Origin of the sequence: Shewanella marisflavi (assembly GCF_002215585.1) — a bacterium.
Classification (GTDB): domain Bacteria; phylum Pseudomonadota; class Gammaproteobacteria; order Enterobacterales; family Shewanellaceae; genus Shewanella; species Shewanella marisflavi.
The window spans coordinates 822040-846986 of sequence record NZ_CP022272.1 but is presented as its reverse complement, the minus strand read 5'-3'; the positions used below and the strand labels follow the sequence as shown (position 1 = coordinate 846986).

The window sequence follows — 24947 nt, the reverse complement described above, 5'->3', positions numbered from 1 at the left end:
AAAATCTTGCCGCTAGCATAGCAAAGCCAGCTAGGAACACACAGCAAAAGATGGCCAAAAAAAAGGTGAGCCCAGGCTCACCTTGTTTCGCGCGTTAGCAACTTATTGGATGCGATCCAGCACCTGAATAAGCTGCTCAGGCGGCTGATATCCTGGGATCATGGTACCGTCTTCCAGCACGATAGCTGGCGTGCCGTTTACCCCAAGACTCTGACCAAGCTGATACTGCTGAGCAATCTTAGCATCACACTTAGCACCGGAAACCTGCTTGCCCGCCTTGGCATCTGTCATAGCCTTGAGTGGATCGGCTGAGCACCATACGGCCTCCATATCCACGGCATTTTTAGACGGCACGCCCTGACGTGGGAAGGCAAGATAACGAACGGTAATGCCTAAGTTATTATACTCGTCCATCTGATTGTGTAGCTTACGACAATAACCACAGGTGATGTCGGTAAACACAGTGATCACATGCTTCTCATTTTTGGCCTTATAAACCAGCATATCTTGCTCAAACGGTTTGATTGCCTCTTTACGTGGGCCAGCCAGTGCCGCCTCGGTCAGATTTTTCATGCCGTTATCGAGATCATACAAACTACCGTGGAACAGCTTACTGCCATCCTGACTGATATAGAGGACGCCACGGTTAGTGATCGCCTCATACAGGCCAGGAATCGGAGACTGGCTAAGGTTTTGCACCTCAACACCTAATGTGTCTGACAATTTCTGCTTCAACTGGTCGCCATTTTCGACCACGTTATTTGATGCCGCCATCAGGGGGGTGGCCACCATGGCAACAACTAAGGTGAGCGCTCGGGTAAACTTCATTCGAATTCCTATAGGGTGTTAGGGCTCATAGCATTAAAGCAAATTAGGCTGTCGGTATTCCAACCTAAATTGTTACTAAAACTTGCTACGAGCAATATGTCATTTTTATAGACCGGCCTAAAGGCTGAAAAGTTACATGCTCATCACAATGAAAGCAAACGAATAATGGCAAAGTGACACATTAGTCACTGCCTACTGATATCCAATGCGCTTGGCAACTAGCCTCTTGGGTGATGCGCCTGATGCAGCTGCGCCAATCTGGCTTTAGCCACATGGGTGTAAATTTGGGTGGTTGAGAGATCGCTATGGCCCAGCAATAGCTGCACCACACGCAAGTCTGCTCCATGATTGAGCAGATGGGTAGCAAAGGCATGTCTTAGGGTATGGGGTGACAGGTGCACGGCAATACCGGCGCGCTGAGCATAGAGCTTAATCCTGTGCCAGAAGGTTTGCCGCGTCATCATATTGCCCCGTTTTGAGGGAAACACCACATCGCTGGCCTTCCCTTTTAACAACTCAAATCTGGCAGACTTAAGATAGGCTTCGATCTCCGCCACAGCCTGTTCACCAAAGGGCACCAGGCGCTCTTTGCCCCCCTTACCGACGATGCGCACCACGCCTTGCCTTAGGCTCATCTGATCTAAGGTCAGCCCCACCAGCTCAGACACCCGCAGCCCACTGGCATAGAGCAGCTCTAGCATGGCACGATCCCTGGCCTCGACGGGATCTTCTATATTGGGTTCATCCAGTAGCCGCTCCACATCGGCCTCACTTAGGGAGTCGGGCAGCTTTCTCGCCAACTTGGGCGGCTTGATCATCGCCATGGGATCGAGCTCAATCAGCTTCTTGGCTAACAGGTACTTATAGAAACGTCTTAAACTGCTGAGCAGTCTGGCGCTGCTGGTCTTAGCAAAGCCTTGCTCGACTCGCTGGGCCAGATAGGCACGTACATCACCCTGAGCGGCGCTGCTGAGTGTCAGGCGCTGCTTCTGCAGATAACGGTCGAAATGGCACAGGTCACTACGATAGGCTTGAAGGGTATGATCGCTTAGCCCCTTGGCGGCCCAAAGATCATCCAGAAAGGGCTCGATAAGCGGGTCCATATGATGAACTGGGTCGGACATATATAAACTCCCTTATCAGATTAAAAAAAACGGTGCTAACTCTTAGAGCTAACACCGTTATCTTACGCTATTGGCGTAAACGACATCAATTCAACACTGTCTCATTGCGTGGGCGTTTGACCACTAAACAGGCAAAGATGGTAATGGCTGTCGGAATGAGCCATGCCATTCCCTGACCGCTTAGTGGCATAGCATCGAACATGCTCATGTCGGCACCTGCCGCCTTAAGGCCATCAATGATACCAAACACCAGTGCCACACTCAGCACCATACGATGGGCAAAAGCCGGCTGGGCAAAGCGTTCTGTCAGGTAAGTCACAGCTACCAGCGCAATGGCAACCGGGTAGATAGTCACCAGTACAGGGATGCTAATGCTAATCAGCTGTGCAAGGCCGACGTTAGCTACAACGGCGGTGATAATACTAATCACAACAACCAGTAACTTATAAGACAGTTTAGGCATCAATTCGTTGAAGTACTCGGCGCAGGCAGAGACCAGACCGACCACTGTGGTCAAACAGGCTAGGGTGACCACGGCGGCAAGTAGCACCTGCCCAGTAGCACCAAACTGATGGTTCACATAGTTAGTCAGGATCACCCCGCCATTGTCGGCACCCGCCGCAAGATCGCCAGCGCTAGCGCCCAGGTAGAAAAGCGAAACATATACAAATGCCAATCCACCAGCCGCGATAAAGGCTGCGCGTACCAGATATTTAGTCTGCTCCTTTGGAGCATTAATGCCCTTCTTACGCAGCAGATCGATAATCAACATACCGAAGATCAGCGAGGCCAAGGTATCCATGGTGTTATAACCTTCGATGATGCCCTTAGTCAGCGGATTGGCTTGATAGTCACCCACCGCTTGTCCTACTTCAGAACCAGGCAGGATAACCACAGACAACGCCAGCCCGACCAGCAAAACGATCATGATAGGAGTCAGTACCTTGCCTACGCTATCGAGCAATTTGCCCGGAAAGAGTGACAGCAGCATGGCAAGGCCGAAAAAGATGATGGTATAGAGCAGTTGTGCACTGGTAAATACCACACCAGCCAGTTCGAAACTCGCCTCGGCATTTTCAATAAAAGGCTTATAGCCCATCTCATAGGCAACCAAACCAGCACGGGGCGCCGCAAAGGCTGGGCCAATGATGATATAGATAGCAATCGCCAGTAGGGTCGCGGCAAGAGGCGGTAGCAAGCCCATCACCTTACCATTGGCCTTAGCCACGGCAATCAGAGTGATCAGTGGTAGGGTCACGGCCGTCAGCAAGAAGCCCAACATGGCCCAAGACATATTCTCACCGGCAAGAAATCCGGCCAAAGGCGGGAAGATAAGGTTACCCGCCCCTAGGAAGAAGGCAAAGGTCATAAAACCTAAGCCTAATGTATCTGTCATACTTAATTTATTGTTTTGCACACAACGCCCCGTTAATCTGCTTTATGTAATGATCTTAATCGCTTAGTGGAAATAATTAACCAATGACCGCGACCTTCATTGCGTGTAAACTTAATATTACACGTCTCCGTGGTAAATCTAGCCCATTCTTGGCTACTTCTTGAACGACAGCAGGATTAACTAACGCTAAAAATGCATTCAAACTGGCTTACCTGGCTCAAATCAAGGCTTTCAGCCCCAACAAGAGCACCTACTATTAGCAAAAAGCTAATTAAGACACAAGAATCCCGCCTAACAAGGGCGCAAATAAGAGCCAAACTTTAACAATTAACCCACAAACTGATTTCACCCTTCACAAGAAACAACATTTACTCCTAGCGAAATTCACTGTTTTACGCCCTCGTAACAGCAAGCTTTCTGCCTTTGGCGCGATAACGTACAATGGCGCCCCAGCGTAATGAACACGGCAACAGGTTAATGCCCTTTTCCTTCAAACAATTTCATATCGATGACAGCCGCTGCGGCATGCCCGTCAGTACAGATGGCGTATTGCTTGGCGCTTGGGCACCGCTCACTCAGGCGCAAAACATTCTGGATATCGGCGCCGGTAGCGGCCTACTGAGCCTGATGGCGGCTCAGCGCAGTCATGCAAATATCACCGCCTTAGAGATAGAGCCCTTAGCGGCGCAAGATTGCCAGCACAATATCGACCAGAGCCCTTGGACTGATCGCATCACGTTAATCCAGGCGGACCTGCTCGATTGGTATGTTCAAGCCCACACAAAATTTGACCATATCCTCTGCAACCCACCCTACTTCGAAAACGGTCCTCAGTCGCAATGTGACAAGCGCGCCCAGGCCAGACACACAGACAGCCTGAGCTTTGATGCTCTCCTTAAGGCGATTAAGCAGCTATTGAGCCCAACAGGCCAGGCGAGCCTCATCTTGCCAAGCGCCAGCATCGAACGCTTTCTTGGCCTGCTCCCCAGCCATGAATTAAGCCTGCAGGTCAGACTCGATGTCGCCAGCGTCAGCGGTAAAACAGCCCATAGACACCTGCTGACCCTTGGTCATCAGCCAGACAAAAACCAGGACGAGGATTGCCACCACCCAGTCGCAACCCAAACCCTTTGTGTCAGAGACTCTAAAGGCCACTATAGCGAGGCGATGATCGCCCTCACGCGAGCCTTCTACCTGAAACTTTAACTTTCCGCTTCTGCCCTTGCTGGCGGCCTCGCACTTTAGCCAGCTTTGGGTGTATAATGCCGCGCTATTATTTTGAGAGACGCAGCGCATGCAATTTGAAGATTTCCACCTTGACGACACCCTGCTTGAGTCGCTCAAGGCGATGGGGCATCTTACCCCCACGACCATCCAGCAACAGACGATTCCGTTAGCTCTGGAACATAAAGATATTATGGCCAGGGCACCAACCGGAACCGGTAAAACTGCCAGCTTCCTGCTGCCAGCGTTGCAACATCTGCTGGACTTCCCACGTCGATTCTCTGGGCATGCGCGCGTGTTGATCCTCACTCCTACCCGTGAGCTGGCCAGCCAGGTACACAGATACGCCTCTCACCTGGCAACAGGACTGGATCTGGATATCGCCATCATCACCGGCGGTGTGCCTTATGCCCCTCAAGAGAAGGCGCTCAAGGACAATATCGACATTCTGGTGGCAACACCGGGCCGTTTGATGGAATATCTGGATAAAGACCTTTTCGATGCGCAATCGGTTGAGATCTTAGTGATCGACGAAGCCGACCGCATGTTGGATATGGGCTTCTCCTCTGTGGTGCAGGCGATCGCTATCCAGGCTCAAGGGCGTAAACACAATATGTTGTTTTCTGCGACCCTCGAAGGCGGCGGCGTCAGTCGATTTGCCGAGATGCTGCTGTCGAATCCCATCACCATAGAAACCAAGCCGCCGCGCAGCGAGAAGGCCAAGATCCATCAATGGTTGCACCTTGCCGATGACAAGGATCATAAGTTTGCCCTGCTGTGCGATATCCTCAAGCGCGAAGAGGTGAGTCGTGCCATCGTTTTCGTCAAGACCCGTGACGTTGTCGCCAGCCTCGAAGGCCAGCTGCAACAGGCAGGGATCACCTGCGCCTTTATGCGCGGCGACATGGAGCAGAAGGCACGTTTTCAGGCTCTGGGCCGATTCACCAAAGGGGAAGTCAATGTGCTGCTGGCCACTGACGTAGCGGCCCGCGGTATCGATATCGACGGCATCACCCATGTGATCAACTTCGACATGCCACGCTCGGCCGACACCTATGTACACCGCATCGGCCGTACCGGTCGCGCCGGCAACAAAGGCACGGCGATCTCTCTGGCTGAAGCCCATGACATGCGTGTAGTGGCTAAAATTGAACGCTATATTGAGCAGCCACTGAAACGTCGAGTCATCGATTCACTGCGGCCTAAACACAAAGAAGCCAAGATCCCCACCAAGAAAAAGGCCAAGAGCGCGGATAAGAAAACCGCCAAGAAAGGAAAGGCCAAGAAAAAGGGCTAAGGCATAAACAAACTGCGTATAAAAAAGCGTCCCCATGGGGCGCTTTTTTTATGCCAATTTAACAAACTGATATCAATTAACTGCTCTTCACTGGATTATCAATATGTTAAATTCATACTTTTCGTCAAATTTGACACAATTTATTTACAAAAAGACTTTTGTCACCGTAGCAGACTCTGGTAATTTATAAGGCATTACGCTCAGCATGGAATAGCATGAAGTCAATGATAAAAATTATCTTACGAAGAGTCCTTCCCCCCCTCTTTATTCTGGTCGTTTTCGGCCTACTGGCCCAGCTTATGATGAGCACACAAAAAACGCCTGAGCAGAAAGAGGAAGAGGTACCAGTACCTATTGTCGATGTGATGCCCGTTAAGAGTGAAACCGTTTCACTGAATCTCCCCTCCTACGGTGTGGTACAGCCTAAAAACAAAACGCAATTAGTCACAGAGGTGCAGGGGCGTATGCTGACCATCTCTGACAAATTTGTTGCTGGGGGCATAGTCAAACGCGGCGACATGTTGGCGCAGATAGAACCTTCTGATTATGAAGCCGATCTGATGCAGGCTCAGGCTACCCTGGCTCAGGCTAAGGCGGCCCTGGATGAAGAGATCGCCCGTGGTGAAGTCGCTAAGAACGACTGGAAAGGTTATGACGGCGGTGTCCCCCCTGAGCTGGGTCTGCGTCTGCCTCAACTCAAGAAAGAGCAAGCCAATGTAAAATTTGCTGAGGCCGCGCTGGCGCGTGCCCAGCGTAACCTGGAGCGCACGACGATTCGCGCGCCGTTCGACGGCATCATCAAGGCTCGCAACGTGGATCTGGGTCAATATGTGACCTTGGGAACTAACCTGGGCGAGCTGTATGACACCCGCGTTGCCGAGATCCGCCTGCCACTGGCCAACCAAGAACTGGCCTATCTGGAGTCGATAGATAATCCCGACACCCAAGTCACCCTGAGCGCCGAGCTTGCCGGACGCACTGTGAGCTGGACAGGCAAGGTTGTACGCAGTGAAGGGGTGATCGACGCTGACAACCGCATGGTCTATCTGGTGGCTGAGGTGAAAGATCCCTACCTGAGAGAGCATACGGTTGAAGGCCAACTGCCGCTCAAGTATGGCAGCTTCGTTAACGCTATCATCAAGGGGCGCACCGTCGAAGGCATAGTCAAATTACCACGCTACATCGTCAGAGAGCATCATGTTGCCGTGGTGCGCGACGACAACACGCTAGAGATGCGTGAGGTTAACGTCGTACGCAGCGATATCGAAAACGTCTATATCAAAGACAGCCTCAAAGACGGCGAACGCATCTCGCTCACCACCATCAACAACATGTCTACAGGCCAAGTGGTCAAGGTGATTGGCGAAGAAGAAAAACCACAAAGCCTAGATCAAGATGAAGAGTCCCAGCAAACCTTAGTGGCAGCAGGGGAACAGTAATGGAGAGCAATACAAACAAGGGCATTATTGCCTGGTTTGCCCGCAACAGCGTGGCGGCGAACCTCTTGATGGTGGTGCTGCTAATCGGTGGTCTATTTAGCACAGTGTTGATTAACAAGGAGGTTTTCCCCTCCTTTGAGCTGAACTATCTGCAAATTTCCGTGGCCTATCCAGGCGCAGCCCCGCAAGAGATCGAAGAGGGGATCAACATCAAGATCGAAGAGGCGATCCAGGATATTAGCGGCATCAAAAAGGTGACCTCAGTGGCCAGTGAAGGCTCAGGCAATGTCACCATTGAGGTTGAAGATGGTTTCGATCCCCAGGATATTCTCGATGAAGCCAAGCTAAGAATCGACGCAATTGCCACCTTCCCCGACAATATCGAGAAGCCCAATATCTTCCGCCTCAAGCCAGAAAACAATGTCATCTGGGTCTCTGTCTATGGCGACATGAGTCTGCATGAGATGAAGGAGCTGGCCAAAAGCATTCGCGAAGAGATCACCGCCCTGCCGGCCGTGACCCGCGCTCAGGTCACTGGCGTGCGAGACTATGAGATCGGCATAGAGGTCTCTGAAGACAAGCTGCGAGAGTATGGCCTGAGTTTCGCCGATGTGGCGATAGCGGTACGTAACTCCTCCATAGATCTACCCGGCGGCTCGATTCGTGCCGAAGATGGCGACATTCTGCTGCGTACCAAAGGCCAGGCCTACACAGGCGAGGACTTTGCCCAAATTGTGGTTAAGACCCGCCAGGACGGCAGCCGTATCATGTTGCCCGAGGTGGCCAATATACGCGACGACTTCGAGGAACGCCTGGAATACACCCGCTTTAACGGCAAGCCTGCCGCCATTATCGAGGTGCTGAGCGTCGACGATCAAAACGCGCTGGATATCTCCTCTCAAGTCAAAGACTTTGTCGAGGAGCGCCGCGGCACACTGCCTGAATATGCCAAACTAGATACTTGGGGGGATCTCACCCACTACCTCAAGGGACGTCTGAACATGATGCTGTCGAACATGTTCTACGGTGCCCTACTGGTGTTTATCATTCTGGCACTCTTCCTGGATCTGCGTCTCGCGTTCTGGGTCATGATGGGCCTGCCCGTCTGTTTCCTCGGCGCCATGTTACTCATGCCGCTAGAGCCCTTCTCGCTATCGATAAACATGCTGACCCTGTTTGCCTTTATTCTGGTGCTGGGGATAGTGGTGGATGATGCCATCGTTATCGGCGAAAGCGCCTATACCGAGATAGAACGGCATGGGCACTCATTAGACAATGTGGTCAAAGGGGCACAGCGCGTCGCCATGCCCGCGACCTTCGGGGTATTAACCACTATTGCCGCCTTCATCCCCATGCTGATGGTGTCCGGTCCGATGGCCATCATCTGGAAATCTATCGGTATGGTGGTGATCCTCTGTCTGGCGTTCTCGCTGGTCGAGTCCAAGTTGATTTTACCGGCTCATTTGGCACACCTAAAACCGCGCCGCCCCAATGACAACCCCAATGCGTTTGTGCGCTTCAAGATGGCGCTCAACAACAAGGTGCAACACTTCATCCACCATAAGTACCGGGTATTTATCGGTCACTGTATTGAACACAGATACAATGTGGTCGCCACCTTTATCGGTGTGCTTATCCTCTCAATTGCGCTGGTCACCAGTGGCAAGGTACGTTGGGTGTTCTTCCCCGATATTCCTTCCGACTTTATCCAAGTGCGCCTAGAGATGGATGTAGGCAGCTCTGAGGCCAACACCCTCAAGGTGGTCAAGGAGATCGAAAACGCCCTCTATGTGATGAACGATCAGATGGAAGAGGAGTACGGCAAGCCTGTAGTGCAGCACAGCTTTATCAATATGGGTTCACGTACATCAGCCTTTATCTTTGCCGAACTCACCAAAGGGGAAGACAGAGAGGTAGACGGCGTCACCATCGCCGATGCCTGGCGCAAGGCGCTACCAGAGCTGATCTCGGTGAAGAAACTCAATATCAACGCCAGCACCAATGATGCCGGCGGCGATATCTCCTTCAGGCTTACCTCGAGCGATCTTGAGCAGCTTTCCCAAGCGGCCGACGAGCTCAAACAGAAGCTACGCACCTATGAGGGCGTGTACGATATCTCAGACAACTACTCGTCCGGTAGCCACGAGATCCGCCTGGCCATCAAGCCCGAAGCCGAAGCCCTGGGGCTGACCCTGTCGGATCTGGCCAGTCAGGTGCGTTATGGCTTCTACGGCTTTGAGGCCCAGCGCATTTTGCGTAACAAGGAAGAAGTGAAAGTGATGGTGCGTTACCCGCTCGAGCAGCGTCGCACCCTGGGACATCTGGAAAACATGATGATCCGCACGCCCCAAGGCACCTCGGTTCCCTTCTCGAGCGTCGCGGATATCGAGCTGGGTGATTCCTACTCCTCTATTACTCGCGTAGACGGACGCCGCGCCATTACGGTGATCGCCAACGCCAACAAAAATCAGGTCGAGCCCTCTAAGGTGGTCGGCGAGATCCAAAAGGATTTCCTGCCCTACTTAGAGAGCAAGTATCGCCACATCTCTACCACGTTAGATGGTGGTAGCGCCGACGAGCAGAGCGCCATGTTAGGCCTGATCCAAGGCTTCTTCTTTGCCATGTTCACCATCTACGCTTTGATGGCGATCCCGCTCAAGTCATACAGCCAGCCGTTGATCATCATGTCGGTGATCCCCTTTGGCATCATCGGCGCCCTATTTGGCCACTTTATCTTGGGGCTCTCCATGAGCGTCTTGAGTCTGTGTGGTATCGTGGCGCTGGCAGGGGTAGTGGTGAACGACTCGCTGATCCTGGTGGACTTTGTTAACCGCGCCCGGACACAGGGCTTGCCGCTTAAAGATGCCACCATAGACGCAGGTTGCTATCGTTTTCGCGCGATTATCCTCACCTCTATGACCACCTTCGTCGGCCTGGTGCCCATAATACTCGAGCGCAGCCTGCAGGCGCAGATCGTGATCCCCATGGCCACCTCGCTGGCCTTTGGTATCTTGTTCTCGACCCTGGTAACCCTGATCCTTGTGCCTGTGCTCTACATAATTCTTGATGATATCAGAAAGTTGCTGAGACGCATTTGGCAGGCACTGGGACGCCTCATCCGTTGGTGGTGGCAGCCAAGAAGCCAGCGTCAAGGCGAGTAATCAACTTAAAAAGGGAGGCTTGGCCTCCCTTTTTGATCCAGCAGAGGTTTTAGCCCGGTAAAAAACGCTAGACTCACGCCATCACCATTCACCTGCCTTTAAGCCAAAAATTTAGCCCAACATCGCCATGAGTCAATCTACCTTAGTCTACGATATACGCGGCAGCCGCTACCTGAACATCACAGGACGCTGCACCCTCAGATGCCAATTCTGTCCTAAACATAACGGCAGCAAGCAGGTGCACGAGTATCAATTGGATCTAGACCATCAACCTAAGAGTGAAGAGATCATCCCCCTACTGGGCGATGTCAGTCATTTCGATGAATATGTGTTCTGTGGCTATGGCGAGCCAACGCTTAACCTTAATACCCTGCTTAAGGTGGCAGGCGAGATCAAACGCCGAGGCGGCAGGGTAAGGGTGAACACTGATGGTCTGGGCAATCTATTTCACCGCCGTAATATTCTGCCAGAGCTGGCAGAGGTGGTTGACGCCCTCTCTATCTCCCTCAATACCGACACAGAAGCTGACTATCTCACTCATTGTCGACCTAAACTTAAGGGCTCCTATGAAGCCCTATGGGACTTTATTCGTCTGGCACCTGAGTATATTGGCGAGGTTCAGGTCTCGGCCATCGAGGGATTAGAAGGGGTGGATATTGACCGCTGCCGCGAGCAGGTGTTGGCGGCCAAGGCAGAGTTTAAACATAGAAAGCTGGGCGTAGTCGGTTAAGCGTTACCGGAATGTAAGCGGCTGTGTTATGCGGCGAAAATCATGCTAACATAGCCGCAAAATCACTGACAAAACACCGCGAGCAATGCTGACGCAAAAACATCCACAACTGATCGCCGGACAGGGCCTGCACTGGTCTGCACAACGCATCTTCTCTGTCGTCACACAGATCATTATTTTGCTGATCAGCGTATTGCTACTCACGAACATCATTATCACCCTGGGCGAGCGCCGCCTGCAGGAAGATTGGGCCACCCAAAGGTATAGCGAGCTGCAATCTGTGGGCACACTGATCGCCGATAAGGTCTCCTTTCAACAGTTTCGTACCCAGATGTTTGCCAACGCTGAGCTGCTCAAGCGCTATCTGACGATTCCCAGTGAGGTACGTCAGCGTAAGCTGCAGGAGAGCTGGGAGGTGATGATACGCAATATTCCGGAACTGCTGGATATCGCTCTGTTTGACCCTCAAGGCAAGTTTAAATTTTCCACCACTAACGACTTTAGCCGCGACCCCCTCCCCCCTTCACTACTGGGTGGTGCGCGCAGCATGGGGGGCAACGAGGTCTATACCTCGCCGCTGGAATTTACCCCCATCAACGGCAAGCTTGAACCTTACTTCTATCAGCTGGCCTGGCTGGAAAACCCAGACCAAAGCATTCGAGGCTACCTGCTGACGTATCAGTCAATGAGCCGCATGTTAAAGAGTATCAAACCCGCCTACTCCAGTGCCGAGTCACCGCTCTTGATGGTCGACACCCAGGGGCTGTTGTACGCTGGTGCCGAAATTAAGCCCACTATCAACCGTATGCCAGACACCATGGGCGGCAGCCTGCGCCAGACCTATCCGGCCCTATGGCGCAAGATGGCGATGAGCAACTTTGGCCAGTTCCACGGCGATGACGCCACCTTCGTCTACCTCAAGATTGAACTGACCACCCAATATGAGACCCGCAGGGAATACTACTTGGTCTCCTATGTGCGAAACGATGACATCGCCGACCTGTTCTCCGAGTGGCGCAACATATTGATCGTCGGCGCAGTGATATTGACCCTACTGGCTCTGGCACTGATTTTACTCAGCCACTTTTACCGTATCGGTCAGCGCTCGCGCGAATTCAGTATAGAGCTGGCAAACCGCCTGTTTCATCAAGATATCGGCTGCGTGATTATCAACGACAAGAGTCGCATCATGACGGCCAACGAAAAGGCGGCCGAGCTGCTCTGTCTGCCGCTGGATGAACTATCAGATCGTAACTTGCAACGCATCTTGCAGTTTGAAAACGAGCAGTACGCCGAAATTGCCGCCGCACTGGAAAAAGATCAAAAATGGCAAGGGGTGATCGATGTCGAGTCCTCCTCTAGCGGCCATCTGTCTATCACAGTGACCAGCTCTCCACCTCGCAAACGTCAGGAGAAATATTATCTGGTCACCTTCGAGGATGTGTCTCAGCTGAGAGAGGCCCAGCATCAAGCCAAGCTTAACGAACTGTTAAACGACAACGCCATCCCCTGTGCCTTAGTGCAGGCCAACGGCATGCTTGAGCTGGCCAACCAGGCCTTTATGGAACTGGTCTCTATCCATGATATCCATAACAAGAATCTGACCGAGCTGCTCAATAACGATCTCTGCTCACAATGGCCTAGAATCACCCAGCAGATCTCCCTGCAAGGTAGCTGGAAGGGACAGATCTTGTGTGACCCTAACAACACGGAAAATACCTGCCTACAGGCAACGCTTAAGGGACACCTGGACGCCGCCGGAGAGATAGAACATATCGTCTGCACCCTGGAACAAGCGCAAAAACGCGCCCTGCTGCAAGACAGGGGCGACTTTATTCCCCATCGCAGCACCATCTTGGTCAACCTCAGGGATCTCGATGATTACTTTAAATCCCTTAGCGAAAGTAGCCGCGAACAATCCAGTTTGCTGCTACTGGATATCACCGCCGAGAGCATGCTAAGCCACATGAGTGACATCGGCCAATTGGAAAGCCGTCAGCGTGAGGTAGAGATTCATATCCTCAAGTCGCTGCCGGTCAACTATCAGATGTCCCACTGGCAGCTAGGCAAACTCATCGTCATCCTGCCCGACACCAGCTCAGACGATGCGCATCATTTTGCGGTGAAAACCCTAAGCAGCCTCAACGAAATCGGCTTGGGTACGGGTATCTGCATGGGGATCGCCAGCTATCAAACCGGACAGAATCTGGAGCAATACCTGAGTAACGCCGAAGTAGCGCTTAAGCGTGCCAAGCAGATCGGTGAGCAGAATATCTGCCAGGCGTTTACGAGGCAGAATTAAGATTCCCCCGCAGGCCATTCCCTGCGGGAAATCAGCTCACTACTGATGCGCGGTAATAATGTAGTCTTCCAGGCAACGCTGCAGCCAGAAAGGCGTGGTGACCTTGCCGCTGCTATCAAGCTTTAGCCAGAGGTAAACCGTAGGGTGACTGAAGTTTTCTAAGATGATGTGGTCCTGCTCCGCATCTATCTTCTGCGCTCGCAGCCCCTTAATATTTCTGAAGAAGTTTACCGCTCCCTTCACCCCTATGATGATGATCGCATCTGAATTTAGCAGGCTATTGGCCGCACTACCAAGATCCGGCGCCGTCGCGTAGATCTGTAACTGCTTGCCCTGCCGTTTGGCATAATTGCCCAGTGGCGATCTGTTGGCGGGAAATGGCATGGTTCTGAGCTTAACCAGAGGATAATGAATCATGTTATCCACATTGGGGGCCTGCCAGATAGGATGATCTTCACGGGCGACAAGATAGCCACCACGATGTTGAATGACAGATTTAGACAAGATGGCACGATCGCTGGCCCGCTCGAAACAGATGGCAGCAGCCACCTCATCATTAAGCAGTTGCTGCTGGGTCGATTCTCCCCAAGGGGAGGTGCCCACCATCAACTCATCATTCATGACGCTAAGCGCTGCCTGTTTAACGCTTTGGGTCAGGTTGACCTCCAGCTGCGGTACCGTTGCTATTTCAACATGTTCGCGCCCCTCACCTGCGACGCCCCGCATCAAGAGCTCGACCTGCTGACGGCACTGCAACATCTCACTAAAGAGGGGATAAAGGTCATGGGCCCTATCGGTAGCCTGAAACTGACTCTCGCGGCGAATAAATAAGGGGTCATCAAATACGGCGCGCAGTGCCGCCAAGGCGCGGCTCACCTTGGGCTGTGACAGATCCAGATAATTCGCCACTTCGATGGCATTTTTCTTCACATAGACCTGACAAAATATCTCTATGGTCGCCAGCGAAATGTCCAGCAGCTTATCCTTTGGCATGGCTGGCTCCCTCACAATTTAAAATAACATTCCCCTGAATATAAGAGGCGATCTCCTGCTCCAACCATGGTGGCCGGTTGCCCGCGTCTCTTAGCTTAGTTAGGTAATGGCTGTGACCATCGGCGCGTCGGTTAAGTAATCGGTTCTGATCTTCGGGCAGCGCCATGGCCGACAGGTTAGCCTTAGCACAGAGGAATGCCACGGCATCGCGATAACAGATAAGAGTGAGCGCATCGCTACGCTCCAGCTGGATCATCAGATCCGACAGCAGACAGACCTTAGCAACCAGGTTAATCGTCAGTCCGTGATCTAATGCATACAAGGCTAGCGGGTCATGTTCCAGCTCGAATTCGTGGCCATTAAAGCTGATATAGGGGTATTGCAATATCGCCTCGACATCGGTTCTGGCGTCACCATGAAAGATTGGATGCTGCTGGTTACCCACCAGCACATAGGCATTTGCCCGAGCGACAAAATCTGACGCCAGACGCTCGGAGTTAAATGCCCGCAAGGTGATGGCCAAGTCCACATCCTGTCGAATAAGCAACTTATCGATATCATTACTACAAGGCTTGATGTTGAAGGTATAACGCTGCTTAAGCTGAGAAGCTTTGTCCTGCAGGTAGCTCAAGAGATTGAGCGAGATGGGCGGTGGGCAGGCAATCGTCAGCTCGGTATGCGCCTGCTCTGTGTCCTTATCGGAACAGCTAAGGCTCGCTTCAGAGAGGGCTAACATTCGCTTCAAATGGGGATAGATGCGCTGGGCAAAGGGAGTATGCTCAAAGCCATGTTGCCTGCGAACAAACAAGGGTTCATCGAAGGCGTGCCGTAACGCCTTGAGGCTGCGACTGACTTTAGAAGATGCCACCCCCAGCTGCTGAGCCACCTCGGTGGCGCTTAAGGTATCAAACAGTAAGACAAAAACTTTAATATTAAATAGTGTATTAGCATTGATCTTGCTCATGCCTCTCCTTGGGAAATCACGCTTAAGTGCACACACGCTAATTTACGCTATGTAATCTGCCATTACGTTTATCCAGTGCAAACTTTTATCCCCAAATAAAGATATTTGTTAAATATGTGACATCGAAAAATGCCATTCACACCAGAGTGTAGATAACCAGAATCAGCGGCTAACCAGAAGGGCGGAAAACAAAATATCCAAAAAGAAACATAAGGATAGCGAAAAAACCATCTTGCCTGGCAAAATTCACTTTTACCATTTGCATAATATGAATATGAGAGTTCCACTTTCTAAAAAGCGAGACACCTCACTAGCAAAACAGGCCAAAACAAGATAACTCGCCAAACCAAAGCGTCGGCACAACAACAAACCACCACCAGCAACACCCATAAGCAGAATATAACGTCGCCCAAATCATTATTGTTAAAGTGATGTGCTTCATATCTGAAAAAAGCCCACTTCTTTAACATTTCTCCTGGCTATACCCCAGTGGTTTATCTTGGAGAAGAAATGATGATAACAACAAAAACAACCACACTGGCGGCACTTATCGCTTCGGCAATGATGCTGTCTGCTTGTGGAGATGGGAATGATGGAAAAGATGGTATCGATGGTGAAAATGGTCAGCCGGGCAATCCTGGTGCACCTGGCGCCGTCGGCTTACATATTGATATGGCTGAAGACGCTATCGCCAATATCACCAATGCCAGTTACGCCGACGGTATCATTAGCGTCGATTTTGAACTGGAAAACCGTCAGGGCGTCGGTCTGTTTGGGTTAAGTGGCGAAAATCCGTTTCACGATTTCCGCTTTTCACTGGCGCAGCTGCAGACGCATGAAGGCAGCGAGCTGAAACAGTGGATATCGCTACTCAACGACACCACCAACGATGACGGCACCACCTTTGAGCAAGGCTTCGAGAAGATTAAAGACTGCATCGAGTGCCTGGTCGATCATAATGATGGTAGCTACACCTACACCTTTAACACTAACCTCACCACTGCCGAAGATGCCGCAGGCATTGAGTTTAATCCCGACCTGACTCAACGCATTGCCATCGAAATGCAGTTCGAATATGACTCAGGCCATGAGCTGGCTGAGAATGCTCACTTCGACTGGATACCGTCAACCAATGGCACCGAAGGGATCGACACCCGTGAGTTAGTGACCATGCAAACCTGCTACACCTGTCACCAGGTCGATAGCCTCGAGGCACACGGCGGCCGCCGTCTAGACATGGAAAACTGCCAGGCCTGTCATAACGGTATCGTCACAGACCCTAATGCCATCTCGGTCGAGTTTGGCCATATGGTACACGCTATTCATATGGGGCCGCACCGTGAGGGTAAAGACGCTGACGGCAATGTCGTGCCTATGCCTTACACCATCGCAGGTTACGGTGGCGACCATGCCTTCGACTACCCCGCCTTCCCGACAAAGCCCTTCATGGACTGTGCGGCCTGCCACGTCGAAGATGAAAATCTGGCAGACAAAGATCTCTGGCTAGCCAACGCTAACGCCAATGCCTGTACCGGCTGTCACACCGACTCACCTGCCCAGCATAATTCAGACAAGAACCCGGCGCTGAGCTGCACCGATTGTCATAGCGCCGCCGTGCATGGTGATCACGCCAAGCCTTACCAGGCAGCGAAAGACTATGATGTCACCGTCAGCAAGGTCGCCATCTCAGCGGCAAACGAGATCAGCTTCGATATTGCGATAACCGACCCTGCTGGCAACCTGGTCAGCCAGGAAGAGGTATATAAGCTGGGCTATAGCAAGCCCTACATGGTGGTGAGCTGGGACGTGGAAAAGGACTATCCCGACTTTGAACAGTCGCCCTACAGCCAGCGTCGTATCGATATCAAAGATCCCAACAAGGCTACCTGGAATGCCGACAACAGCGTCAGCGTCAAGGTGGCGATGAACTTCCCTGCCGACATCGCTTCACGCTCGTTAGAAGTCTTGCCTGTGCTAAAAGTTTGCTTTGCCGAAGGCAGCAGCAACCGCGTCAGCTGTGATGCGGACAATGCTTACCCAGCCTATGTGCAAACCGACGCCTATCGCACCGTGCTTAATGACAGCGAAGCCGTTGTTGCCGATCGCCGCGCCATCATCGACAGCCAAAGCTGTTACGGCTGTCACAGCTATGAGTTCTATCATGACTCTAACGGCGTTAACTGTATCGCCTGCCACACCAATGATAAGAAGCTCGGTTCAGTTGAAGATGCCAACGGCGATGCGGTTGCCTGGGGCGAGAAGAAGTCTACCAGCTTAATGTACAAAGCCCACAAGGCGAAAGGACATGACAACGGCCATGGCGGCAGCGGTACCTTGCTCAAGACTGACTGTATGACCTGTCACTCGGCCGAAGCTGGCTGGGGCGGTCTCTCCTACGGCTTCGAGCTAGGCCGTAACGCGGGACAAGCTCACACTGTGCCTAGCTTTATCCCTGGTAAGAGCAACGACCCAGCCGTTAATCCGGTAGAGACCTGGTATGCCTCTCCAGATGCCGCGGCCTGTATGAGTTGTCATCAGAAGTATCTCTCTGATGCCGCAGTCGCTCACATGCTTAACAACGGCGCCTATATTGGTGCTGACAAGGCCAGCGCCAAGGCCGCTCGTGAAGCCTGCGCCACTTGTCATACGCCTGAGAAGCTGATGCACGCTCACGGTCATCAACTGTAAGACCCAAAGGTGCTCGCCCTCACCGAGCACCGAGTTCCACCCTGCAATGTCAAAGGCACCCTCGGGTGCCTTTTTTTGCCGCTAAATTTTTTGTTTAGCGGGTGGGGGGATGGAGTGCCCGGCATGGCGACTTGATGCCTTTCCTTTGGCAGGTTCGTTTGTGCACATTTCGCTGTTATAGCGTCTACCGGATTTGTTGCTGGGAGGGCTATTGAAGGTCGTACCTTCATGACAATCTAACGCCTGTCCGGCGGGGATCGTGCAAACACGATTTTGGCTCGCCGCGAGCACATCCTTGTGGGCTCTGCGAAATCATCCCTGATTTCGAAGGCCAAAATCGTGTTTACACTGGGTATCCAACGTCTCTTCGATTTAACGGTATTTGGCACGAGTAGCGAATCTAAAGGCTGGATTATTTTTGCCCCATTGCGAGTTATTGGGGCAGCTGACAATTAACTCTACAAACTATAAGTTGACCAAATTTTAGTAATGCTACAGAGTTTCTAGAGTACTCCGACTTTACAGTGTGTCTAACGGACTCGTTGTCCCCGCGAAATGTTGGCCAAGTACATGTGTATAGATTTGTGTTGTACTCACGTCATTGTGGCCAAGTAACTCTTGAACTGTAGTGTAGTGGCATAGTGAATTTGGCCACCTGAATAGACGAAGTGATAGACTAACTTCTGGAAAAAAGGTGGTAGAAATGAAGAACACAAGACCGACATTCAGTGCAGAGTTCAAATTAGAAGCTGCGCAGCTGGTAACGAAACAGGGATACAGCATAGCTGAGGCTGCAAGCGCGATGGGCGTGAGTAATTCAGCCATGCGTAAATGGGTAAACCAGCTTCGACAAGAGCAGCAAGGCATATCCCCCAAAGGCGCACCGCTCACCCCCGAACAACAGCGGATCCGTGAGCTGGAGAAGAAAATCCGCCGCATTGAAGAAGAGAACACCATTTTGAAAAAGGCTACGGCTCTCTTGATGTCAGACTCACTGAACAGTTCTCGTTAGTCGAGAAACTCAAGAAGAGCCATAGCGTAAAACGGATTTGTTCAGTATTTGGTATTCACCGCAGCAGTTACAAGTATTGGCGAGGCAGACCTACCACCATTGACTCGCAGCGGGTAAAACTGCACAGCTTGGTGCGGGAGGCTTATGAAGCCAGCAATGGGTCAGCGGGTGCCAGAACCCTGGCTGATATGGTGACGACTGCTGGCGTTAGGTTGACGCGCTATCGTGCCACAGGACTGATGAAGAAGCTGGGGCTAGTGAGCTGCCAGGTGCCGCAACATCGCTACAAAAAGGCAGACAAGGAGCATGTCGCCATCCCTAACCTCCTTGACCGCCAGTTTGCAGTGACGGCTCCCAATCAAGTGTGGTGTGGCGATGTGACCTATGTGTGGACAGGCAAACGATGGGCTTACCTTGCCGTTGTTCTGGACTTGTTTGCACGGAAACCGGTGGGGTGGGCGATGTCATTTTCGCCCGATAGTGCGCTAACAAGCAAGGCACTAACCATGGCCTTTGAGGCGCGAGGAAGGCCGAAAGACCTAATGTTCCATAGTGACCAAGGAAGCCACTATACCAGCCGCCGCTTCCGCCAACAGCTCTGGCGTTATCAGATTAAGCAGAGCATGAGTCGACGAGGAAACTGCTGGGACAACAGCCCGATGGAGCGCTTCTTTAGAAGCTTAAAAACAGAATGGATACCGATGACAGGCTATCGGGATATCGGTGAGGCTAAGAGTGAGATTTCGCGATATGTGACGGGGTATTACAGTCAGCTGAGACCACATCAATATAACGGTGGGCTGACACCCAATGAGTCAGAGCGAAGATACTGGCTTGAATACAAAACCGTGGCCAATTTTAGTTGACCACTACACTGAAACTCTCAGTCCACTACCATAGAGCAGCTCAATGATTAGCCTGTCGCGGCCATAGAGTTGATTTAATATCGATGATATTTCCAATGGGGATAACACTGTCGGTAAATGTCGCTGTTTAGTGGCATAGCAAAAACCTAAATCCCCAAGCTCATGGTGCAAATGCTTCTGATACAAATAGGCCAATGCATTAAGTGCAATTTTTTGAGTGTTGATTGCCACATTCCGTTGGTTGGCAAGGAAGGTTAAAAATTGTGTAACTTCTTCCGTTCCCATTGTTTCGGGGTGACGCTTGTGGTGAAAGTTAATGAATGCCTTGATCCAATACAGATAAGTTTTTTCTGTTCTAATACTGTAACCACGCATGCGCATTGTTTCTTGAACACCGATTAGAAATGGGCTTTTTAGACTCATGATAACCTCACCCTAAAGCACTGTTTATTTGTACAGTATTATTTGATATTTCCGAATATCAAGGAAAATAGTGAAATAATTTTGCGCGTTTATACACGTACTAATTCATATAATTCATTTTTATCAATAAGTTATGTGTTGACAACTTGAGATAATAGGTTTGGAAAACGCGCATGCGCACTAATAAAATGTTATATTTTTTCGATGTAAGTGAAAATCACAATTATGAATGTTGAAACATATTTTGAAGATATTGAGTGGGAAATAAAAAAATTACTTCGTTCTTCCCGTGAATCAGTTCGTATTTGTGTGGCGTGGATTAGTAGGCAAGTTTATGCTCCTGTTTTACAAGAGTTAGCACTTAGAGGAGTGAAAATTGAAGTAGTGTTTAATAATGACCCAACAAACACTACTCACGGGTTAATGCCCACCAATTTATATAGTACATATGCAATTGACACTAGGTTAGCAACAGCATTTATGCACAATAAATTTTGCGTTATCGATGATGAGATTGTGATTACAGGTAGCTTCAACTGGTCTAAAAAAGCAAAAGACAGTTTTGAAAATATTGTCGTTATTAAACAAGATTATAAATTAGTAAAGAATTTTCTTCATGAATTCTATGATTTGGTGTCTTACTATCAAGCATTTTCATCAAACTACGTTGAAAAGTGTCATTGCAGGTCTAGTAGTTACAATCTCGCAATCATGGGTGCGGAAAGCGGTGTTTATGAAGGATCCAAAATAGATATTTGGACTTTATGTGTTAAAAATCAGCATGTCAGCCATGTTGGAGAAGAATATGAACAATACCTCCAAACCCAACTTGGAATGAAAGATGCTCCCATTTGGGATGATGGTTATTATGACAAAGAAAGCATGCAGAGTGAGTTTTATCAAGAAAGGAATCAACTAGCCTCTCTGCAACAATATTTCAATCAAAGAAATGGAAATAAAATACACGCTGTAGGTGTGGTTACAATGGCAAATCCAAATGAGCATTTGGAATGGAATGAAGAATCAGAATATATTGTTAACATAATTTGGCGAGATATGTATTTTAGAAAAATCATCCCTGACGTCCTTTATGATGATGGGTATGACGGAATAAATAAAATCATCAGAGAGCATGTATAAAAATATAACAAGCCAATTCAGTAGGACAAAAAACAGTTGGCTTTTGCTCCTTCGTCGCTAATTTTAGCCATCTGTTTTATTGCCTCTGATTGGAGCGTTATGTGAACTAAATGGCTAAATACAAGAACATCAAGAGTGCTATTCATAATTGGGCTCATTCGTTTATGAGCATTGAAAACTTCAATGATCATAGCTACTTTGTTAAGGCTTTGTACACTGCTGCAAAGGCTGCTAATGCTCAAGAAATAACAATTAATGTATTAGCCGAAACAATAGCGCCTGTATCGATGAACACACTTGAAATACTTCCATATATTAAAGGTATTCGTTCTAGTTTTATCAATATACTTACTAGCCAAAACGTATCTACTGATATGGTAGTTTCATTTACTCTATCGATAACTTATGATTTCAATGAAACGCTTAAAAATCCACCAGGTTTCATTTTTAAAAGCCCGTGGAAAGCTCCTGAGGCGGCAACGTATTCAACCAGAGCTACCGCAGTAGACAACCGTGGAATTGAGCATACTGCAGAAGTGCCAGAGTGGTGGCGTTGAAATCACATAACCAGTGCAGCTTGCCAGACTTGGGTAAACTGTCACCTTTTTCGCGCTGCGCAGCAAAAAAGCCGCCAGTTCACCCAAGCCGCAACTGCAGGCGTTAGCAGGTATAATTCGTGACTACCGCTTCAAAAAAAAGTCATTCAAGTATTAAATTAGTATGAAACTTATAGTTTTGAGTTAGAATTCATGCTTTTAGAGAAATAAGCATGAAAAAGGAAGACGTAAAGCTTGAAGTAAAGAAGTGGACAAACTGGTGGATAGAGCAGAGACAGAAGAAGCTTACAGAATTGATGTCTGACACAATGTCTATAAACCCGTTCATGATGCCATTTCTTTTCGAGTACCATTCTCTACAGAATTTCGATGAAGTTGTCGAAATGATTATCTCCAAACATTTAATGACAGGGCATGATACTGGGTTTGGTAAGTTAATTGATGAGAAAATTCTACCGAACGTTTTTGGTGCTCAAAAGTTAGATAAAAAATTCAGAGAACAAAATCCACCGTATAACCAATCTTGCTTTGATGAGATCGATCATATCGTTAAACGTGAGAACGGTGATGTAGAACTGCTGTCACTAAAAGCAGGGAAATGGACTATTCAGCTAACAATGGCAGTCCAGTTAAACCATTCTTTTAACGACATACTTTCGCACCATTCTGATAAATTCGACAGTATCGTGGTGGGAGTTTTTTATGGTCAAAACTCGGATCTTACAGATAAGTATAGGATTTTAAGAGGAATCAACACTGGAGCAAACCACGATGTTGTTGATCTTACTGAACATGTTCAAGTTTATGCTGGACATGAATTTTGGGCATGGCTTAATGATGGTGAGAGCGACACGCAGTATTGGGTGATTGAAGCTATTGAGGAAGCAGTGATCGAAGCTGATATCAAGCAAACCAACAAGAAACTAATCGATGAGTTTAAACTTCATGTTGTTGATAAATATAATAAAACCGTATTGGATGAGAATGGTGATGCAGATTGGAAAAAACTATTAAAGATGATTAATGGTTAAACAAACAGAATGAAGAGGAGCAAGGCTCCTCTTCATTCTATCTAGATCAACTCAGTTTGAGTTAAGAAAACAACTCACCTTGCTCGGATGATTTACTTTCTTCTGCTTGATAGTATGAGGTGTCACCATTAAAAGCTTTACCATTCTTAAAGAAAGTTCTCGTTCTAATATGAGGTCTGATATGTTCTTCAGTCCTAGAAGGGTGTGTAAACTCAGGCGGCACGCTTTGCTCTATTTTTTCAAGTATTCTCTTCGCTGTTTCCGCTGCAACTTTACCTAAGCGTATAGGTACTGCGTTTCCAATCTGTCGGAATTTTTGAGTTGTAGTACCTTGAAAGTCCCAGTTAAGAGGAAACTCCTGAATTGCTGCTGCTTCACCGACACTAATAGCTCTAAGTTCTTTAGGGTGGCACATGCTTGTTCCTGCATGGTTCGGCATGGTCACTACAGTCGGAGATGGGAAGGCGTAAGATAACTTTCTCCAGTATGCACTACGACCACCTTTTAGGTACCAACTTTTACCCATAGACTCCTTCTGAATGTCTTCTGGCATACTTCTCCAGTTTCCACCTTCAGGGACTAGCGCTAAATACTTAAGTTTTCTTGGTGAAAAGTTCATTACCTCAGGGCAAGGGTCGATAAAATTGCTTCCAGGGCCGATGGCATCACCGAGGGTTTTAAATGGAGGTAAGTTGTCTTCAGGGCGATTACTAAAAGTGGGTTGAGGAAAGTCTGCTTTATGACCGTACCTGTTACCGATTAGGATTACACGCTCACGTATCTGAGGTGCGCCGTAGTTTGCTGAATTAACAACGAAGCAATCTACGTGATAGCCTATTTCATTGAAATCATTGATAACTTTGTTCAATAAAGAGCCTTTCTCAAGATAGCTTGGATCAATGTCACTTTCTTTAGTTTTCTTTGAGTTTGGAACAATAGACATAGACATCAATCCTCTAACGTTCTCCATAATAAACACTTTAGGTTTGAGTTCTTCTACCAATCTTAAGTATTCAAAAATCAATTGCCCTCTAGCGTCTTCTATACCTAAACGGTTACCAAAGACACTGAAAGCTTGGCACGGAGGACCACCAGCGAGTAGGTCGATTTCATCAATACCTGTGATGTTTTTAACTTCATCCCCAGATACTTCTGCGACACTTTTTTCAATCACGGGTAGGTTTGGGCGATTTTTCTTAATGGTCTTAATAGCTGCTTTGTCTATCTCTACGCACACAGCAGCTTCAAAACCAGCTTGTTCAATGCCTAGGTCTAGCCCCATTGCTCCACTGAATAGTGATACGAAATTTCTTGTCATGTCGATTGCTAACTCTTAAATTTTAGTACTAAGACGATAGACTAATGCTGTTTTTTTATACAGTGGTAACTAACGTAATCGAGAACTATACCACAAAAATGTCAGTCACTATATACCAGCTAACAAAGCATTTAAGAGTGATTCGCAACGCTTGGCAGTTTCGCTTCGCTCAAGTATAGCCAAGCGTCGCTCACACCTTAATGCGGCGTTATCCCATAGAAATTTTTATCCGAAACTGACAGGTTAGAATTAAGGCTTTAACTCGAAAATGTCCAAAAATGGCTTAACTTGAACAATTGCAAAGATCAAATGCGGCTAAATCGAAGAGACAGATAACTCGGTGTAGGTGCGGCTGAGGCCTTCCGAGGCCGGGCCGCTCTATGACCTCCATGTCATCGCGGCATTTGTAAATCCATTCAGCTCAGATGCTGTCGTAGAGCTCCGCGGGATGCCT

17 protein-coding genes and 2 pseudogenes are annotated in these 24947 nt (G+C 49.3%); 11 read left to right on the top strand and 8 right to left on the bottom strand.

Annotated features, from left to right (window positions below; all coding sequences use genetic code 11):
- Positions 1-102: 102 nt before the first annotated feature.
- The 3 genes from dsbC to brnQ form a co-directional block, all read right to left on the bottom strand.
- Positions 103-828, bottom strand: a complete 726-nt coding sequence (gene dsbC / locus CFF01_RS03780) for a bifunctional protein-disulfide isomerase/oxidoreductase DsbC (protein WP_033539956.1) — start codon at positions 826-828, stop codon at positions 103-105.
- 218 nt (positions 829-1046) lie between these two features.
- Positions 1047-1952 (bottom strand): site-specific tyrosine recombinase XerD, encoded by a 906-nt coding sequence (gene xerD, locus CFF01_RS03775; protein ID WP_198387117.1) that lies wholly within the window; start codon positions 1950-1952, stop codon positions 1047-1049.
- Between the two features lie 85 nt (positions 1953-2037).
- Entirely contained in the window at positions 2038-3348 is a 1311-nt protein-coding gene (gene brnQ, locus CFF01_RS03770; RefSeq protein WP_088903912.1) for a branched-chain amino acid transport system II carrier protein, read from the bottom strand.
- A 477-nt stretch (positions 3349-3825) separates the two neighbouring features.
- Between brnQ and CFF01_RS03765 the strand changes: the two genes are divergently transcribed.
- The 6 genes from CFF01_RS03765 to CFF01_RS03740 all read left to right on the top strand — a co-directional run bounded on the left by CFF01_RS03765 (position 3826) and on the right by CFF01_RS03740 (position 13501).
- On the top strand, positions 3826-4554 hold the full coding sequence (locus tag CFF01_RS03765) for a tRNA1(Val) (adenine(37)-N6)-methyltransferase (protein WP_088905865.1): 729 nt from the start codon (positions 3826-3828) through the stop codon (positions 4552-4554).
- An 88-nt stretch (positions 4555-4642) separates the two neighbouring features.
- Complete coding sequence (gene srmB, locus CFF01_RS03760; protein ID WP_033539954.1) at positions 4643-5869, top strand: ATP-dependent RNA helicase SrmB; 1227 nt, start codon at positions 4643-4645, stop codon at positions 5867-5869.
- 224 nt (positions 5870-6093) lie between these two features.
- Positions 6094-7308, top strand: coding sequence for an efflux RND transporter periplasmic adaptor subunit (locus tag CFF01_RS03755; RefSeq protein WP_088905864.1), 1215 nt, complete (start codon positions 6094-6096; stop codon positions 7306-7308).
- Positions 7308-10469: an efflux RND transporter permease subunit gene (locus CFF01_RS03750; RefSeq protein ID WP_088903911.1), complete on the top strand. Its 3162-nt coding sequence runs from the start codon at positions 7308-7310 to the stop codon at positions 10467-10469. The genes CFF01_RS03755 and CFF01_RS03750 overlap by 1 nt, the downstream gene beginning before the upstream one ends.
- 127 nt (positions 10470-10596) lie before the next feature.
- The gene (locus tag CFF01_RS03745; protein ID WP_088903910.1) at positions 10597-11199 is read left to right on the top strand and encodes a TatD family nuclease-associated radical SAM protein; all 603 of its coding nucleotides are present in this window, start codon (positions 10597-10599) and stop codon (positions 11197-11199) included.
- An 85-nt stretch (positions 11200-11284) separates the two neighbouring features.
- Positions 11285-13501: a PAS domain-containing protein gene (locus CFF01_RS03740; protein WP_052125707.1), complete on the top strand. Its 2217-nt coding sequence runs from the start codon at positions 11285-11287 to the stop codon at positions 13499-13501.
- A 39-nt stretch (positions 13502-13540) separates the two neighbouring features.
- Here the strand turns inward: CFF01_RS03740 and CFF01_RS03735 are convergent, their stop codons facing one another.
- A complete protein-coding gene (locus CFF01_RS03735; RefSeq protein WP_088903909.1) occupies positions 13541-14494 on the bottom strand; it encodes a LysR family transcriptional regulator in 954 nt (317 codons plus the stop codon).
- A complete protein-coding gene (locus tag CFF01_RS03730) occupies positions 14481-15458 on the bottom strand; it encodes a LysR family transcriptional regulator (protein ID WP_088903908.1) in 978 nt (325 codons plus the stop codon). The genes CFF01_RS03735 and CFF01_RS03730 overlap by 14 nt, the downstream gene beginning before the upstream one ends.
- A gap of 510 nt (positions 15459-15968) precedes the next feature.
- Here CFF01_RS03730 and CFF01_RS03725 point away from each other — a divergent pair.
- Positions 15969-18146: an OmcA/MtrC family decaheme c-type cytochrome gene (locus tag CFF01_RS03725; RefSeq protein ID WP_088903907.1), complete on the top strand. Its 2178-nt coding sequence runs from the start codon at positions 15969-15971 to the stop codon at positions 18144-18146.
- A gap of 519 nt (positions 18147-18665) precedes the next feature.
- Here the strand turns inward: CFF01_RS03725 and CFF01_RS03720 are convergent.
- Positions 18666-18773, bottom strand: a pseudogene (locus CFF01_RS03720) (recombinase XerD); the annotation flags it as partial.
- 76 nt (positions 18774-18849) lie between these two features.
- Between CFF01_RS03720 and CFF01_RS03715 the strand changes: the two are divergent.
- A protein-coding gene (locus CFF01_RS03715; RefSeq protein WP_088903906.1) for an IS3 family transposase occupies positions 18850-20024 on the top strand; the annotation gives its coding sequence in 2 pieces (ribosomal slippage) (positions 18850-19108 and positions 19108-20024; 1176 coding nt in all).
- A 9-nt stretch (positions 20025-20033) separates the two neighbouring features.
- On the opposite strand, the pseudogene CFF01_RS03710 reads toward CFF01_RS03715, so the two are convergent.
- Positions 20034-20447: pseudogene (locus tag CFF01_RS03710) on the bottom strand (phage integrase N-terminal SAM-like domain-containing protein); the annotation flags it as partial.
- Between the two features lie 225 nt (positions 20448-20672).
- On the opposite strand from CFF01_RS03710, the gene CFF01_RS03705 reads away from it, so the two are divergent.
- From CFF01_RS03705 to CFF01_RS03695, 3 genes are all read left to right on the top strand, one after another.
- The gene (locus CFF01_RS03705) at positions 20673-21587 is read left to right on the top strand and encodes a phospholipase D-like domain-containing protein (RefSeq protein ID WP_088903905.1); all 915 of its coding nucleotides are present in this window, start codon (positions 20673-20675) and stop codon (positions 21585-21587) included.
- A 110-nt stretch (positions 21588-21697) separates the two neighbouring features.
- Positions 21698-22144: a hypothetical protein gene (locus tag CFF01_RS03700; RefSeq protein WP_088903904.1), complete on the top strand. Its 447-nt coding sequence runs from the start codon at positions 21698-21700 to the stop codon at positions 22142-22144.
- Positions 22145-22356: 212 nt separating this feature from the next.
- A complete protein-coding gene (locus tag CFF01_RS03695; RefSeq protein ID WP_198387115.1) occupies positions 22357-23175 on the top strand; it encodes a PmeII family type II restriction endonuclease in 819 nt (272 codons plus the stop codon).
- 61 nt (positions 23176-23236) lie between these two features.
- Here CFF01_RS03695 and CFF01_RS03690 read toward each other — a convergent pair whose 3' ends face one another.
- On the bottom strand, positions 23237-24493 hold the full coding sequence (locus CFF01_RS03690; protein ID WP_082331752.1) for a DNA cytosine methyltransferase: 1257 nt from the start codon (positions 24491-24493) through the stop codon (positions 23237-23239).
- Positions 24494-24947: the final 454 nt, after the last annotated feature.